General features: G+C 70.9%; 12 protein-coding genes and 1 pseudogene. 10 read left to right on the forward strand and 3 right to left on the reverse strand.

All coding sequences use genetic code 11. The features are described from left to right. Together H4N64_RS42290 and H4N64_RS42295 are read right to left on the reverse strand one after the other, a co-directional pair. Window positions 1-766: pseudogene (locus tag H4N64_RS42290) on the reverse strand (oxidoreductase); the annotation flags it as partial. Next, window positions 763-2,019 (reverse strand): ferric reductase-like transmembrane domain-containing protein, encoded by a 1,257-nt coding sequence (locus H4N64_RS42295; RefSeq protein ID WP_186287944.1) that lies wholly within the window; start codon window positions 2,017-2,019, stop codon window positions 763-765. The pseudogene H4N64_RS42290 and the gene H4N64_RS42295, both read right to left, overlap by 4 nt. Window positions 2,020-2,446: 427 nt before the next feature. Between H4N64_RS42295 and leuS the strand changes: the two genes are divergently transcribed. From leuS to H4N64_RS42340, 9 genes are all read left to right on the forward strand, one after another. After that, window positions 2,447-5,317: a leucine--tRNA ligase gene (leuS, locus tag H4N64_RS42300; protein WP_186287945.1), complete on the forward strand. Its 2,871-nt coding sequence runs from the start codon at window positions 2,447-2,449 to the stop codon at window positions 5,315-5,317. 132 nt (window positions 5,318-5,449) lie between these two features. After that, window positions 5,450-6,187 (forward strand): hypothetical protein, encoded by a 738-nt coding sequence (locus H4N64_RS42305; RefSeq protein ID WP_186287946.1) that lies wholly within the window; start codon window positions 5,450-5,452, stop codon window positions 6,185-6,187. A gap of 71 nt (window positions 6,188-6,258) precedes the next feature. Then, window positions 6,259-7,104 (forward strand): DegV family protein, encoded by an 846-nt coding sequence (locus H4N64_RS42310; RefSeq protein ID WP_186287947.1) that lies wholly within the window; start codon window positions 6,259-6,261, stop codon window positions 7,102-7,104. Between the two features lie 128 nt (window positions 7,105-7,232). Next, window positions 7,233-8,180, forward strand: a complete 948-nt coding sequence (locus tag H4N64_RS42315) for a ComEA family DNA-binding protein (protein ID WP_186287948.1) — start codon at window positions 7,233-7,235, stop codon at window positions 8,178-8,180. Beyond that, on the forward strand, window positions 8,177-10,645 hold the full coding sequence (locus H4N64_RS42320; protein WP_186287949.1) for a ComEC/Rec2 family competence protein: 2,469 nt from the start codon (window positions 8,177-8,179) through the stop codon (window positions 10,643-10,645). Before H4N64_RS42315 ends, H4N64_RS42320 begins: the two co-directional genes overlap by 4 nt. A gap of 4 nt (window positions 10,646-10,649) precedes the next feature. Next, window positions 10,650-11,477, forward strand: coding sequence for an arylamine N-acetyltransferase family protein (locus H4N64_RS42325; protein WP_186287950.1), 828 nt, complete (start codon window positions 10,650-10,652; stop codon window positions 11,475-11,477). A 37-nt stretch (window positions 11,478-11,514) separates the two neighbouring features. Continuing rightward, complete coding sequence (locus tag H4N64_RS42330; RefSeq protein WP_186287951.1) at window positions 11,515-11,760, forward strand: hypothetical protein; 246 nt, start codon at window positions 11,515-11,517, stop codon at window positions 11,758-11,760. Window positions 11,761-12,302: 542 nt separating this feature from the next. Next, window positions 12,303-13,289 (forward strand): DNA polymerase III subunit delta, encoded by a 987-nt coding sequence (gene holA / locus H4N64_RS42335; protein ID WP_186287952.1) that lies wholly within the window; start codon window positions 12,303-12,305, stop codon window positions 13,287-13,289. Between the two features lie 66 nt (window positions 13,290-13,355). After that, window positions 13,356-13,751: a nuclear transport factor 2 family protein gene (locus tag H4N64_RS42340; RefSeq protein ID WP_186287954.1), complete on the forward strand. Its 396-nt coding sequence runs from the start codon at window positions 13,356-13,358 to the stop codon at window positions 13,749-13,751. Between the two features lie 189 nt (window positions 13,752-13,940). On the opposite strand, the gene rpsT is transcribed toward H4N64_RS42340, so the two are convergent. Continuing rightward, on the reverse strand, window positions 13,941-14,207 hold the full coding sequence (gene rpsT / locus H4N64_RS42345) for a 30S ribosomal protein S20 (protein WP_030042978.1): 267 nt from the start codon (window positions 14,205-14,207) through the stop codon (window positions 13,941-13,943). Window positions 14,208-14,459: 252 nt separating this feature from the next. On the opposite strand from rpsT, the gene lepA reads away from it, so the two are divergent. Next, window positions 14,460-16,323, forward strand: a 1,864-nt coding sequence (lepA, locus tag H4N64_RS42350) for a translation elongation factor 4 (protein ID WP_186287953.1), incomplete at its 3' end; no start/stop codon positions are given.

Genomic DNA, 16,323 nt, shown 5'->3' on the forward strand with positions numbered 1-16,323 from the left:
GCTCGATCGCCATCGGGCGGGCGACCGCGCCGGACACCGTCAGCATGACGGTGCCGGGCTCGTCGTAGAGGCCGGTGTTGCCGTAGCGCTCCGGGCCGATGCGGGCGGCGATGGCGAGTTGGGCGAAGGTCTCGGCGTTCGACAGGAGGGTGGGCGCCCCTCCGACGCCGCTCTTGGAAGCGCTGATCTTGCGGCCGGGCGGGATGGCCGGGCCGCCGTCGATGGACCGGATCAGCGACGCCGCCGCTCCGGTGACCATCCGTACGGGATTGCGCTGCACGCGGGCGCGTAGCGCGGATCGGCGGCCGTTGCTGAGGCCGCGTTCGGCGAGCGCGGCCTCCATCGAGCGCTGGGTCGACTCACGGGTGACCCCCACCACGAGCGTGCGGGCACCCAGGGCCTCGGCGCACAACAGCGCGCCGTCCAGGATGAGATGCGGGGCACGGTTGATGAGCACCGTGTCCTTGCGGCAGGCCGGTTCGTCCTCGCTGCCGTTGACGACGACGACCGGCCTGACGCCGCGCTTGATCGCCGATTCGGCGACCGAGCGCAGCTTCTTGTGGAAGGGGAAGCCCGCGCCGCCGCGGCCCTTCAGATTGATGCGTTCGGCGAGCTGCGCGAGCTGCTCGCCGCCCATCGGTTCGAGCGGCCCGTGCACCTTGAGATGCATGGGCAGATCGAGTCTTTCGACAAGGTCGAAGCCCGACGTGAGCTGAGGAAGGCCGACCACGCGGACTTCTGGTACGTCGGGCAGGGCCTCGTTCACCTATAGCCTCCGGAAGGCGTGTTCCAAGGTTCGCCCGAACCCGGTGCGTCGAAGGACTCACCGGGGTGTGGTTCATTGGCGGGACCGCTGTTGTACGTGTCGTTGGGGTTGTACGTGCCGTAGAGGGTGTTCGACTCACCGGTGTCGTACACATCACTCCCGCCGTACCCGTCGGCGCCCGAATTGCCATAGGTGGGGATGTTGTATCCCGTGTCATTGAGGGGGTCGTAGGCGGACGGGGGCGCCTCGCCGACGGGCGGGGGCGAGGGGATCGGCCAGCTTCCGGAGGGGCTGGAGCCGTCCACGCGCGGGAGCGCCTCGGTGGGCTGCATGTCCAGGGGCAGGTCCATCCTCGCGGTCTGGTCGGTGGCGAATGACTGCTGGGGGCGCTGGGGGGTGGAGACAGCGCGGTAGGCGGCCGCGAAGCCGTTCGCCGGTTCGGCGGCCTGCGGTGCTGCGCGCTGTGCGGTGCGCTGGGTCTCGTAGCCGGGGAGTGAGGCGGTGGAGGCGGATTCGGCCACCCGGGCCCGGCTCGCGTCCAGTTCCTCGCGGGCCGAGCGCTCCTCGGTGGTCCCCAGGATCGCGGCGATCTTGTCGGCGACCTTGCGCTTGACCGGGCGGGGCGCCGCGCGCAGCGCCAGTGCGGCGGCGACGCCGACCAGGCACAGGCAGTACAGGAAGACGAAGATCGGCTTGGCCTGGCGGCCCGCGTACAGGCCGTGGACCAGGGCCGCGCACCAGGCCGGGTAGGCCAGCATGTGCATGGCGCGCCAGCGGGCGGCGACCGGGGCGGGGGAGGCGAAGGCGCTGCGCAGGGCGCCGGTGATGCCCACGAAGATCATGAGCAGCCCGGCCAGGGAACCGAGGCCGATCAGGCCCGCGGGTCCGGTGAAGCCGAGCGAGAAGGGGATCACGGCGGCGATCAGCTCGGTGTGGTCGAGCGCGAGTTTGGTCGTGATGTGCAGCAGCAGGAAGGCGATCGAGGCGACCGCCGTCGTACGGTGCACGGCCTGGCCGATGATCCGCTGGCGTGTGTTCAGGAAGATGCGGTCCTGGGCCACCAGGCCCCAGATCACCGAGCAGCTCAGTGAGACGAGGGACAGTACGCCCGCGCCGAAGTTCAGGAACTCGCGGAATCTGTCACCTCCGACCAGTACGACCACGGGTATGAGCAGCACAACGACAGCCGACGCCACCCCATAGGCCGAGCGGCCGGGTCGGGGGAGCGAGCTGGTACTACGTCGAGGGTTCATGGGGGCAACTCCGAGCAGTTCGGGAAAGCGGTCCCGCTGCCGCACTCTAAGTGGCCCCAAACCGAGCAGTACGCCATTTGAGTTATTGCGTTGTTATCAACGAGCCGTGCGGAGCCGGTGTTGTCCTGCTAGGGGCCCTTACGCCAGGTAACAATTGAACATTGTTCAGCTTTTCTGAATCTTCACAAGCGGCTCGGGAGTGTCCGGTGCCCCTCCCGGAAGCCCGTCGCGACCCACTCGACCGCTGCGGTACCCTGACGCCATGCGTGCCGTACGCCTTCTGCTTAGCGAGCCGCGCTGATCAGCCCCGGCCACCGTCGGATCGAGTGGCCGGAATCGGCGCGGCGTCCCCTCCTGTGCGAGGGGATTTTTCGTTTCCTGGAATGTCACAGCGCTGGCAGAGACGATCGATGGAGCTTTGAGGATCATGAGCGAGACGAACCCCGCTGCCGCTGCTGAGGTGGCCGCGCCGCACCGCTACACGGCCGCCATGGCCGCGGAGATCGAGGCACGCTGGCAGGACTTCTGGGACGCCGACGCCACTTACGCGGCGCCGAACCCGAGCGGCGACCTGGCGGGCGACCCGACGCTGGTCGCCAAGCCCAAGAAGTTCATCATGGACATGTTCCCGTACCCCTCCGGCGCGGGCCTGCACGTCGGCCACCCCCTGGGGTACATCGCCACCGATGTGTTCGCCCGGTTCCAGCGGATGACCGGCCACAACGTCCTGCACACCCTGGGCTTCGACGCCTTCGGCCTGCCCGCCGAGCAGTACGCCGTGCAGACGGGCACGCACCCGCGCGTGTCGACCGAGGCGAACATCGAGAACATGAAGGTCCAGCTGCGCCGGCTGGGCCTGGGCCATGACAAGCGCCGGTCGTTCGCCACGATCGACCCGGACTACTACAAGTGGACCCAGTGGATCTTCCTGCAGATCTTCAACTCCTGGTACGACGACGAGGCGAAGAAGGCGCGCCCGATCTCCGAGCTGATCGCCCGGTTCGAGAGCGGTGAGCGCGCGGTGCCCGGCGAGCGCTCCTGGGGCGAGCTGACCGCCGCCGAGCGCGCCGACGTCCTGGGCGAGTACCGCCTGGCCTACGCCTCCGACGCGCCGGTCAACTGGTGCCCCGGCCTGGGCACCGTGCTGGCCAACGAGGAGGTCACCGCCGACGGCCGCTCCGAGCGCGGCAACTTCCCCGTCTTCAAGGCCAAGCTGCGCCAGTGGAACATGCGCATCACGGCCTACGCCGACCGGCTGCTGGACGACCTGGAGGAGCTGGACTGGCCCGAGGCCATCAAGCTGCAGCAGCGCAACTGGATCGGCCGCTCCGAGGGCGCCCGCGTCGACTTCCCGATCGACGGCGAGCGCATCACGGTCTTCACCACGCGCCCCGACACCCTGTTCGGCGCGAGCTACATGGTGCTGGCCCCCGAGCACCCGCTGGTCGAGAAGTTCACCCCCGCCGCCTGGCCCGAGGGCACGCACGACGTGTGGACCGGCGGCCACGCCACCCCGGCCGACGCCGTCACCGCCTACCGCGCGCAGGCCGCCTCCAAGTCCGACGTGGAGCGGCAGGCCGAGGCCAAGGACAAGACCGGCGTCTTCATCGGCGCGTACGCGACCAACCCGGTCAACGGCGAGCAGGTCCCGGTCTTCATCGCCGACTACGTGCTGATGGGCTACGGCACCGGCGCGATCATGGCCGTCCCGGGCCACGACAGCCGTGACTTCGAGTTCGCTCGCGCCTTCGAGCTGCCGATCCGCTGCGTGGTCGAGCCGACCGACGGCCGCGGCACGGACACCGCCGGCTGGGACGAGGCCTTCGTCTCCTACGACGCCAAGATCGTGAACTCCGCCGGTGCGGACGTCTCCCTGGACGGCCTGGGCGTCGTCGAGGCCAAGGCGCGCATCACCGAGTGGCTGGAGCACACCGGCACCGGCCAGGGCACCGTCAACTTCCGGCTGCGGGACTGGCTGTTCAGCCGCCAGCGCTACTGGGGCGAGCCCTTCCCGATCGTCTACGACGAGGAAGGCATCGCCCACGCGCTGCCCGAGTCGATGCTGCCGCTGGAGCTGCCCGAGGTCGAGGACTACTCCCCGCGCACCTTCGACCCGGACGACGCGAACACGTCCCCGGAGACGCCGCTGTCCCGCAACGAGGACTGGGTCAACGTCATCCTGGACCTGGGCGACGGCCCCAAGCGGTACCGGCGTGAGACCAACACCATGCCCAACTGGGCCGGTTCCTGCTGGTACGAGCTGCGCTACCTGGACCCGCACAACTCGTCCCAGCTGGTGGACCCGGAGATCGAGCGGTACTGGATGGGCCCGCGCGAGGGGCAGCCGCACGGCGGTGTCGACCTGTACGTCGGCGGCGCCGAGCATGCGGTGCTGCACCTGCTGTACGCCCGCTTCTGGTCCAAGGTGCTGTTCGACCTGGGGCATGTCTCCTCGGCCGAGCCGTTCCACAAGCTGTTCAACCAGGGCATGATCCAGGCCTACGTCTACCGCGACAGCCGGGGCATCGCGGTGCCGGCCGCCGAGGTGGAGGAGCGCGACGGCGCCTACTACTACGAGGGCGAGAAGGTCTCCCGGCTGCTGGGCAAGATGGGCAAGTCCCTGAAGAACGCGGTCACTCCGGACGAGATCGCCGCGGAGTACGGGGCGGACACGCTGCGGCTGTACGAGATGGCGATGGGTCCGCTGGACGTCTCGCGGCCGTGGGACACGCGCGCGGTGGTGGGCCAGTTCCGGCTGCTGCAGCGGCTGTGGCGCAATGTCGTCGACGAGAACTCCGGTGAGGTCACCGTCGTCGACGCCGAGCCCGACGAGGACACTCTGCGGGCGCTGCACAAGGCGATCGACGGAGTGCGCGGCGACCTGGAGGGCATGCGGTTCAACACCGCGATCGCCAAGGTCACCGAGCTGAACAACCACCTGACCAAGGCGGGCGGCCCGGTGTCGCGTTCCGTCGCCGAGGCGCTGGTGCTGATGGTGGCTCCGCTGGCCCCGCACATCGCCGAGGAGCTGTGGCGCAAGCTGGGGCACGAGGACTCGGTCGTGCACCGGGACTTCCCGGTGGCCGACCCGGCGTACGTCGTCGACGAGACGGTGACCTGTGTCGTGCAGATCAAGGGCAAGGTCAAGGCCCGTCTGGAGGTCGCGCCGTCCATCTCCGAGGAGGAGCTGGAGAAGGTGGCGCTGGCCGACGACAAGGTCGTGGCGGCCCTGGACGGCGCGGGGATCCGGAAGGTGATCGTGCGGGCGCCGAAGCTGGTGAACATCGTCACGGCGTAAGCAGGTGGGCGCTGCCTCCGGGTAGTCCCCTACGGGCAGGTTCGGGGTTCTTCTGGAACTACGGGCCTGCCCGCTGCGTTTACCGTGGAGAGCAGCGCGGCGAGTGCTGTCGTGGAACCGAGGAGGAGCGTCGTGGGAACAGTGATCGCAGTCGTGGCCCTGCTCTTCGTGCTCCTCGTGGTGCTCGGCGCCTACGCCACGGTGAAGGCGGTCGGCGCCGCCAAGCGCGCCGCGGACCGCACCATCACCCAGGCCCGCCGCACGGTCGAGGACCACACCCTGCGCGCCAAGTCCTTCGTCCAGATCGGCCCGGCGGGCGAGCTGGCACAACTGCGGCTGAAACTGCGCACCTCGATGCGCGCCACCCAGGACGCGCTGCACGCGGGCGTGGCCGAGGACGAGTCCCTGAAGGAGTCACTCGGCCTCTTCGAGCGGCTCAGTGCGCACGGCCATGAACTGGACGACGAGCTGCGGCGCCTGGAGAGCGAGCCGGACCGGGCGACCCTCGCCGAGCGGCTGCCCGGACTGCGCGAGCGCACCGAGCGCATCGTCAAGTCGGCGGACTCGCTGCGCTGGGCGGCCCGCGACCGGGCCCGTCGCTTCGCGGAGGACGACCTGGACTCCCTGAGCACCCAGATCGACGTGGAGGCCGGTGCCCTGCGGCACTGGACGACCGAGGAGGCGCCCGCCACCACCCCGCCGCCGTGGCCCGAGGCACCGGCCGCCGAAGCGCCGGCCGCGCAGCAGACCTGGCCGGACAGCCCTCAGCAGCGGACGGCCGAGGAGCCGACGAGACCCGCCATCACCCCGCCTGACCCGCGTCCGGCCTACCCCTGGCAGAAGAAGCCCCGCCCCGAGAGCACGACTTGATCCGGCCACGGCCGACCAGGTGAGCGGGGCAGGGCTGCCGCCCGGGCACTACGCCAGGTAACCTCCAGCTCATGTCCCGCCATGTCGCGATCGTCACCGATTCAACGGCCTACCTGCCGCCGCGGACGATGGAGCGCCACGGCATCACAGCGGTGCCCCTGACCGTGGTCCTCGGTGACCAGGCGCTGGAGGAGGGCACCGAGATCTCGACCCGCTCCCTGGCCCAGGCACTGCAGAAACGGCGCCCCGTCACCACCTCGCGCCCCAGCCCCGAGCGGTTCGCCGAGACCTACCGCAGGGTCGCGGAGTCCGGCGCCACCGCCATCGTCTCGCTCCATCTGTCCGCCGAGCTGTCCGGCACCTACGACGCCGCGGTGCTCGCCGCGCGGGAGGTGCCGGTGCCGGTGCGGGTCGTGGACACCGGCATGATCGCGATGGCGCTCGGCTTCTGCGCGCTCGCCGCGGCGGAGGTCGCGGAGACGGGCGGCACGGTCGACGAGGCCGTCACGGCCGCGGAGAAGCGCGCCGCGGGCACCTCCGCCTACTTCTATGTCGACACCCTCGACTATCTGCGCCGGGGTGGCCGGATCGGAGCGGCCCAGGCCCTTTTCGGCTCGGCGCTTGCCGTGAAGCCGCTGCTGCAACTGAACGGCGGCCGTATCGAACCCCTGGAGAAGGTGCGGACAGCGTCGAAGGCCATCGCCCGCCTGGAGGAGATCGTCGCGGACCGGGCCGGCGGTGCGCAGGTCGACATCGCCGTGCACCATCTCGCCGCCCCCGACCGGGCGTCGGCGCTGGCGGACCGGCTGCGGACGCGGGTGCGGGGGCTGGCGGATCTGCATGTGAGCGAGGTCGGGGCGGTGATCGGGGCGCATACCGGGCCCGGGTTGCTGGGGGTTGTGGTCTCGCCACGGTGAGCCCGGCCGTTCCCTGATGAGCCCGGCTGTTCTCTCGCGAGGGTGACGGAGTTATCCACAACCCTGTGGTTGTCCCCGGGAATTGAGCAAGATCATCGCGGATCTCCGAGGTGTCCCATCCTCGGGGCATGGCACTTCGATCACACACACGCACAGCCGCCGCGGCCAGCGGGCCCGGTCGCGGCCCCCACTCCGATGTCCGCACCCGTCACCGCCGTTCGCACCCGCGCGTCCGGACCCGGCACCGCCATGCCTCGTCCGAGGAGCTCCGCCGACGCGCGGAGCTGCTCTTCGGCGAACGGGCGGTAGCGGAACCGGAGTCGGGAAAGGGACCCCTGCCGCAGGAGGACGAGGGCCTGGACCCGGGTGGGCCCGTCGCCGACGCGGCTGACGACTGGCGGGGGCGGGCCGGGCTCGCGCTGCGGGAGCGGCTGCCGTTGTGGATGCAGGCGCGGTGCGGTCTTGAGCGACGCAGCGTGGTCGCGCTCGCCGTGGTGCTGGTCGTCGCCGCGGGCTTCGCGGTGCAGCACTTCTGGACCGGGCGCACACAGGACGTGCGAGCGCCCGAGGTGGTGCGGGCCGCTTCCTACGGCGCGGGGAAGGAGAGCGCCGAGCCGGGAGCCGGGCAGGCCGGGGCTTCCGCCGGGACCGAGATCGTGGTGGATGTCAGCGGCAAGGTGCGCGAACCGGGGATCCATCGGCTGCCCCCGGGTTCCCGGGTCGACGACGCCTTGCGCGCGGCCGGCGGGGTGCGTCCGGGCACGAGCACGGCGGGGCTGAACCGGGCGCGCTTCCTCGTCGACGGCGAACAGGTCGTCGTCGGTGCGCCCGCGCCGGTGCAGGGCGGTGCCCCGGTGCCGGGTCCGGCCGGGGCGGCGTCCACCGCCCCGGTCTCCCTCAACACGGCCACGGCCGAGCAGCTCGACACCCTGCCAGGCGTCGGGCCGGTCCTGGCCCAGCACATCATCGACCACCGCACCCGCAACGGCGGTTTCCGCTCCGTGGAGGAGCTGCGCGAGGTCAACGGCATCGGCGAGCGCCGCTTCGCCGACCTGCGGAATCTCGTACGGCCATGACGGGCGCCCCCGGGGCCGCACGGCCCGAGGTGCACGCGGCCTCCGGAAAACGGCTCGGCGCGTCCCACCCGCGACAGGAAGGACCGACGGATCTTCGACTGGTACCGCCCGCGCTGGCGGCCTGGGCGACGGCGGCGCTCACGCTGAACGCACCGGCCGGATGGGGCGTCGGGGTCATGGCCGTGGCCCTGGGTCTTGGGGTCCTACTCCTGTGGGTACGGCGGCTGGCCTGGCCCCGGGTCTCGGTCGCCGCCGTCCTGCTCTGCGTGGCCGCGGCCGCCGCCTCGGCGGGGTTGCACGGCGCCGACCTGCGGCGGGGGCCTGTGCCGGAGCTGGCGCGGCAGTACGCCACCGCGACCGCGGAGGTGGAGCTCACCTCCGATCCCCGGCTCACCCGGCCCCGGGTCATAGGGGACCGGACGACCCGGACAGCCGTGCTGATCAACGCCGAGGTGCGACGGGTGCAGGCGGGCGGCGCGGTGGCGGCGGTGACGCGGACGCCGGTGCTGATGGTGGTGGACGCGTCCGAGGGATCGCCCTGGCTCCGGCTGCTGCCGTCCACGCGGCTGCGGGTGAACGCGCGGCTGGCGCCCACGCTGACGGGCGGTGACCGGACCGCGGCCGTGCTGCGGGTGCGGGGCGGGACGGCGCCGAAGGTCGTGGAGTCGGCGTCGGCCGCGCAGCGGTTCGCCGGGAGGCTGCGCGCCGGATTGCGGGAGGCGACCGACGGACTGCCAGCGGACGCGAGAGCACTGCTGCCGGGCCTGGTCGTCGGTGACACCTCGCGGATCACCCCGGAGCTGGACGAGGCCTTCAAGGAGACCGATCTCGCGCATACGCTCGCGGTCTCCGGGAGCAACCTCACGATCATCCTCGTGCTGCTCATCGGGCCGCCGGGCACGGCTCGACTCGTCGAGCGCCGTGGGCTCGCGCCACGGCTCGGGCTGTCGCTGCGGACGACCGCACTGTGCGGCGGGGCGCTCACGCTCGCCTTCGTGGTCGTGTGCAGACCCGATCCGAGTGTGCTTCGCGCCGCGGCCTGCGGGGCCGTGGTCCTGCTCGCTCTCGCGACCGGGCGCCGCAGGTCCCTGGTGCCCGCGCTGGCGACGGCCGTCCTGCTGCTGGTGCTGTTCGACCCATGGCTGGCCCGGAGTTACGGGTTTGTGCTCTCGGTCCTGGCCACCGGGGCGCTGCTGATGCTGGCGCCGCGCTGGAGTGCCGCGTTGCGGCGGCGTGGGGTCGGTCCGCGGTGGGCCGAGGCGGTGGCGGCAGCGGCGGCCGCGCAGGCGGTGTGCGCGCCGGTCGTGGTCGTGCTGTCATCCCGGGTGAGCCTGGTGGCGGTGCCGTGCAATCTGCTGGCGGAGGTCGCGGTCGCGCCGGCCACGGTCCTCGGGTTCGCGGCGTTGGCGACGGCGCCGGTAGCGATGCCGGTGGCCAAGGTGCTGGCGTGGTGCGCGAGTTGGCCCGCGGGGTGGATCGCGGACATCGCCAGGACCGGGGCGGCGCTGCCCGGTGCGGGGATCGACTGGCCGGGCAGCTGGGCCGGGGCGGGGCTGCTGGCCCTGCTCACTCTGGCCGCGCTGCTGGTCGGCCGACGGTTGTGGCGGCACCCCTGGTGGTGCGGGGTCGGTGCACTGCTGCTGGTGCTGGCCGTGGTGCAGCCGCCGCCGCTCGTCCGGGTGATCAGGGGGTGGCCGCCGCCGGGCTGGCAGCTGGTGATGTGCGATGTGGGACAGGGGGACGCGGCGGTGCTCGCGGCCGGTGAGGGCGCCGGGGTGGTCGTGGACGCCGGACCCGACCCGGAGCTCGTCGACCACTGTCTGCGCACGCTGGGCATCACCCGGATCCCCCTGGTCGTGCTGACCCACTTCCACGCCGACCATGTGGCGGGCCTGCCCGGGGTACTGCGTGGCCGGGCCGTGGGGGCGATCGAGACGACCGGTCACGAGGAGCCGGTGGAGCAGGCGGAGTTCGTACGGAGACAGGCCGCGGCGCGGGGCGTTCCGGTGACGCGGGCCGTGGCCGGGGAGCGGCGGCGGACCGGGGCGCTGTCCTGGGAGGTGCTGTGGCCGCCGCCGAGCCCGGCGCCGGAACCGGAAGGGCCGAACGACGCCAGCGTCACGCTGCTCGCGGAGATGGCGGGAATGCGGGTGCTGCTGCTGGGGGATCTCGAACCTCCGGCCCAGCGGGCCCTGTTGAGCTCGCCGGCCGGTGGGCTGCTGGGCGGGGTGGATGTGCTGAAGGTCGCCCATCACGGCTCGGCGTACCAAGATCCGGAGCTGATACGCGGGGCGGCCCCGCGGCTGGCGTTGATCTCTGCTGGCGAGGGCAATCCGTACGGGCATCCGGCTCCCGGGACGGTCGCGGCGCTGCGGGCTCAGGGGGCGGCGGTGCTGCGGACGGACGAGGACGGGGCGTTGGCGGTGGTGGGTGAGGGCGGGGAGCTGCGAGTGGCGGGAGACTGAGGGCATGAATTCCGCAGAGGTTGATGCCTATCTGAGCCGGCTCGGGGTGGAACACCCGGCGTGGCCGACCGTGGACGTCCTGCGCGAGCTGCATGTGCGCCATCTGCAGACCGTGCCGTTCGAGAACCTGTCGATCCACCTCGGCGAGGAGATCGTGCTGGAGGAGAAGCGGCTGCTGGACAAGCTGGTGGGCGCGCGGAGGGGAGGGTTCTGCTACGAACTGAACGGTGCGTTCGGGGCGTTGCTGGCGGCGCTGGGGTACGAGGTGACGCTGCTGGCGGGACGGGTGTACGACCGTGAAGGGCGGCTGGGGATCCCGTACGACCATCTCGCGCTGCGGGTGCGGACCGTGGACGGGGGTGAGTGGCTGGCCGACGTCGGGTTCGGGGCGCACAGCCACTTCCCGTTGGCGTTGGAGGCACGGGGTGAGCAGGAGGATCCCGGGGGTGTGTTCCGGATCGTGGAGGCGGGGCCGGACGCGGCCGGGGCGCGGGGCGGGTACCGGGTGCCGGAGGCGGCGGACCTGGACGTCGTGATGAACGGCAGACCGGAGTACCGGCTGGAGACGCGGCCCCGGGTGCTCGGTGACTTCGTCGCCGGGGCGTGGTGGCAGTGCACCTCGCCGAGCTCGCACTTCACGCAGTCGCTGGTCTGTTCGCGGGTGGCGGAGGACGGGGGGCGGATCACGCTGAGCGGGCGCACGTTCAAGACGACGGGCGCGGACGGGGCGCGGGAGGAGCGGTATCTCAGGACGGACGAGGAGGTGCTGACGGCGTATCGGGAGCGGTTCGGGATCGAGCTGGAGCGGGTGCCGGCGGTGCGGAAGGGGTGAGGGGTGGTGGGGGTGTGCGCGGCTGGAGAATGGCCGTGTGAGTGATGTGAGACATGTGCTGGTGCTGCCTGATCGGGATGCGGCCGAGGAGGTCGTGGAGGCGCTCGGGGAGCGGTTCGGGGTCGACGAGGAGCCTCGGATCGTGCGGGATGCGCTGGCCGGGGAGGACGACGCGGAGGACGCGCAGTGGTTGGTGGTGCTGCGGGACGAGGGCGGGGCGCTTGATCCTGCGGAGCTGGATGAGTTCGCGGGGGAGTGGGACGGGTGGCGGGAGGAGCCGTAGCCGTCCGGCGGGGTAGCTGACGCGGGACGGGTGCGCTCGCCCGCCCTTGCGGGGCACCGCTCTCCTTGGCACCGGGCACCGCCCCAGCGGCACCATTGCCCGCGGCGGCAGCGGGGTGGAGGGCAGCTGCTGCTGGGGTGGGCGTCGGTCAGGGGTGCGGCTGGCCGCAGCGGTGGGCGGCAGCGGCTGCTGGGTGGGTTCGGCTCAGCGGACTGCCCGCAGCGGCTGCTGGGTGGGCGCTGGTCCAGCGGCACGACTGCCCGCGGCGGCGGGGTGGAGGGCAGCGGCTGCTGGGGTGGGCGCGGGTCAGGGTGCGGCTGCCCGCAGCGGCGGGCGGTGGGCGGCAGCGGCTGCTGGGTGGGGTCGGCTCAGCGGACTGCCCCCAGCGGCACGGCTGGCCGCAGCGGCGGGCGGTCCAACGGCACGGCTGGTCGCAGCGGCGGCCAGTACAGCAGTGCGGCTGCCCGCAGCGAGGCCGGTACCGCACCGCGGCTGACCCAGCGCCGCCCCCGTTGTCAGTCCCCCATGTCATCCTTGTCCCGATGGCCAGGAAGAGTGCTGATGATGATCCGCTTGTCCCCGTGACGCTTGCCGTGGGGCAGGAGGAGTTGTTGCTTGATCGGGCTGTGCAGGAGGTTGTGCGGGCGGCGAAGGCCGCTGATGCCGATACCGATGTGCGGGATCTGAGTCCCGAGCAGTTGCAGCCCGGGACCCTGGCCGAGCTGACCAGTCCCTCGCTCTTCGCCGAGCGCAAGGTCGTCGTCGTGCGGAACGCTCAGGATCTGTCCGCCGACACCGTCAAGGACGTGAAGGCGTATCTCGGGGCGCCCGCCGAAGAGATCACGCTCGTGCTGCTGCACGCAGGCGGGGCCAAGGGCAAGGGGCTGCTCGATGCCGCTCGGAAGGCGGGGGCCCGGGAGGTCGCCTGTCCGAAGATGACCAAGCCCGCGGACCGGCTGGCCTTTGTGCGGCAGGAGTTCCGGGCCACCGGGCGGTCCGCGACCCCCGAGGCCTGCCAGGCGCTCGTCGACTCCATCGGGAGTGATCTGCGGGAGCTGGCATCCGCCGTGTCGCAGCTGGTCGCCGATGTCGAGGGGACCATCGACGAGGCCGTCGTCGGGCGGTACTACACCGGGCGGGCCGAGGCATCCAGCTTCACCGTCGCCGACCGGGCCGTGGAGGGGCGGGCCGCCGAGGCGCTGGAGGCGCTGCGCTGGTCCCTGTCCACCGGCGTGGCCCCCGTCCTGATCACCAGTGCCCTCGCGCAGGGCGTCAGAGCCATCGGGAAGCTCTCCTCCGCCCGGGGCGGGCGGCCCGCCGATCTCGCCCGTGAGCTGGGCATGCCGCCCTGGAAGATCGACCGGGTGCGGCAGCAGATGCGCGGCTGGACGCCCGACGGGGTCGCGATCGCGCTGCGGGCCGTCGCCGAGGCCGACGCCGGGGTCAAGGGCGGCGGGGACGACCCCGAGTACGCCCTGGAGAAGGCGGTCGTGATCATCGCGCGGGCGGCCCGTTCCAGAGGACGTTGACCGCGCCGGGGAGGAAAATCGTGCGTGTCAGCCACCATCGCCGGACTACGAAAGGTGGCGGTCGCCATGGCTGAACACCCGCACGCACAACTCGTCCGCAAGGGCTACGAGGCCTTCCAACGCGGTGACATGGACGCCCTGCGCGGGCTGATGTCGTCGGACTGCACCCACCACGTACCCGGCAGCCACCCGCTGTCCGGTGACTACAAGGGCCAGGACGCGATCATCGAGATGTACGGCCGGCTCTTCGAGGAGACCGGCGGCACGATGAACGCCGAACTGCTCCATCTCATGGTCGACGGCCGCGGCCATTGCGTCGCCATGCACCGCTTCACCGCCGAACGCAATGGAAAGCGCATAGACGAGAGGGGCTGCATCATCTTCCGGATCGTCGGAGACAAGGCCACCGATCTCGACGAGTGCGTCGAGGACATCGACAAGGCCAACGACTTCTGGACATGACCCCGCACATGCCGAAGGCCCCGGCACCCGCCCTGGGGAAGGGCGAGGCGCCGGGGCCTTCGGTTCAAGCCGTTGAGCCCGCACCCGCGTGGCGAACGCAGGCCGCGTGCGAGCTCCGGGGTGCCGGTCGGGAGCGGATGAGAGAGGGCCCGCTCTGGGTCCTTCCGGCGGTCAGATCAAGAGAAAGGGTCAGCCCTTGAGGGAAGCGACCTTCGAAGCAAGCGCCGACTTCTTGTTGGCGGCCTGGTTCTTGTGGATGACGCCCTTCGAGACGGCCTTGTCGAGCTGACGCGCGGCAGCGCGCTGGTACTCGGTGGCCTTCTCGGCGTCACCCGCGGCAGCGGCCTCACGGGCCTTGCGGATCGCGGTCTTCAGGGAGGACTTGACGGCCTTGTTGCGCAGCCGAGCCTTCTCGTTGGTCTTGATTCGCTTGATCTGGGACTTGATGTTCGCCACGAATGAGCCTCTACAGGTTCTGGCACGGGGCCGCACGGGAGCCGCACGGAATCCGTACCGGGTGATTTTCTTGGGGTGTGCCTCGCGCTGAGAGGGCATGAGACACAGCCACCCAGACTACCAGCGGCCCAGCATGCGGCCCAAACCGGTCTCCGGTCGCCACCCGTGGGACCATGGAGCCTACGTATAGACCCGATCGTTCCGACCCGAGACCGCAGACGGCTGCGGACACCTCAAGAATCAGGACCCTGCGTGCCCGCGATCCCTAGCCATGTGCCCGAGCCGAGCCGAACCGACCCGGCTCTGATCCGCAATTTCTGCATCATCGCGCACATCGACCACGGCAAGTCCACGCTCGCCGACCGGATGCTCCAGCTGACCGGAGTGGTCGAGCAGCGGCAGATGCGCGCTCAGTACCTCGACCGCATGGACATCGAGCGCGAGCGCGGCATCACCATCAAGTCCCAGGCCGTGCGTCTGCCCTGGGCGCCCACCACGGACCCGGGCAACACGCACATCCTCAACATGATCGACACCCCGGGGCACGTCGACTTCACCTACGAGGTCTCCCGGTCGCTCGCCGCGTGCGAGGGCACCATCCTCCTGGTCGACGCCGCTCAGGGCATCGAGGCGCAGACCCTCGCCAACCTCTACCTGGCGATGGAGAACGACCTCACGATCATCCCCGTACTGAACAAGATCGACCTGCCGGCCGCGCAGCCCGAGAAGTTCGCCGAGGAACTCGCCAACCTGGTCGGCTGCGAGCCCGACGACGTCCTCCGCGTCTCCGCCAAGACCGGTGTCGGCGTGGACGCGCTGCTCGACAAGGTGGTCAAGGAGATCCCGGCGCCGGTCGGCGTCAAGGACGCGCCCGCCCGTGCGATGATCTTCGACTCCGTCTACGACTCCTACCGGGGCGTGGTCACGTACGTCCGTGTCATCGACGGCCAGCTCAACAAGCGCGAGCGCATCAAGATGATGTCGACCGGCGCCACCCACGAGCTGCTGGAGATCGGCACCAACTCGCCGGAGATGCTCAGCGCCGACGGTCTCGGCGTCGGCGAGGTGGGCTATCTGATCACCGGTGTGAAGGACGTCCGCCAGTCCAAGGTCGGTGACACCGTCACCAGCCAGCAGAAGGGCGCGACGGAAGCCCTCGGCGGATACAAGGACCCGAAGCCCATGGTCTTCTCCGGTCTGTATCCGCTGGACGGCTCGGACTACCCCGAGCTGCGCGAGGCCCTCGACAAGCTCCAGCTCAACGACGCCGCCCTCGTCTACGAGCCGGAGACCTCCGCCGCCCTCGGCTTCGGCTTCCGCGTCGGCTTCCTCGGCCTGCTGCACCTGGACGTGATCCGGGAGCGTCTTGAGCGCGAGTTCGGCCTCGACCTGATCGCCACCGCGCCGAACGTGGTCTACCGGGTCGTGATGGAGGACGGCAGCGAGCACACCGTCACCAACCCGAGCGAGTTCCCCGAGGGCAAGATCAACGAGGTGTACGAGCCCGTCGTACGCGCCACGATCCTCGCCCCGACCGAGTTCATCGGCTCGATCATGGAGCTGTGCCAGACCCGGCGCGGCACCCTCCTCGGCATGGACTACCTCTCCGAGGACCGCGTCGAGATCCGCTACACCCTGCCGCTCGCCGAGATCGTCTTCGACTTCTTCGACCAGCTGAAGTCGAAGACGCGTGGTTACGCGTCCCTGGACTACGAGCCCACCGGCGAGCAGACCTCCAGCCTGGTCAAGGTCGACATCCTGCTGCACGGCGACAAGGTGGACGCCTTCTCCGCGATCACGCACAAGGACGCGGCGTACGCGTACGGCGTGCGGCTCGTCGCCAAGCTGCGCGAGCTCATCCCGCGGCAGGCCTTCGAGGTGCCCATCCAGGCCGCCATCGGCTCCCGGGTCATCGCCCGCGAGACCATCCGCGCCATCCGCAAGGACGTCCTCGCCAAGTGCTACGGCGGTGACATCTCCCGTAAGCGGAAGCTGCTGGAGAAGCAGAAGGAGGGCAAGAAGCGGATGAAGATGGTGGGATCTGTGGAAGTTCCGCAGGAGGCCTTCATCGCCGTACTGAGCAGTGATGACAGTGCGGGGTCGGGCAAGGGCAAGA

The organism is Streptomyces cupreus (assembly GCF_014257025.1).
In the GTDB taxonomy this organism is placed as follows: Bacteria; Actinomycetota; Actinomycetes; order Streptomycetales; family Streptomycetaceae; genus Streptomyces; species Streptomyces cupreus.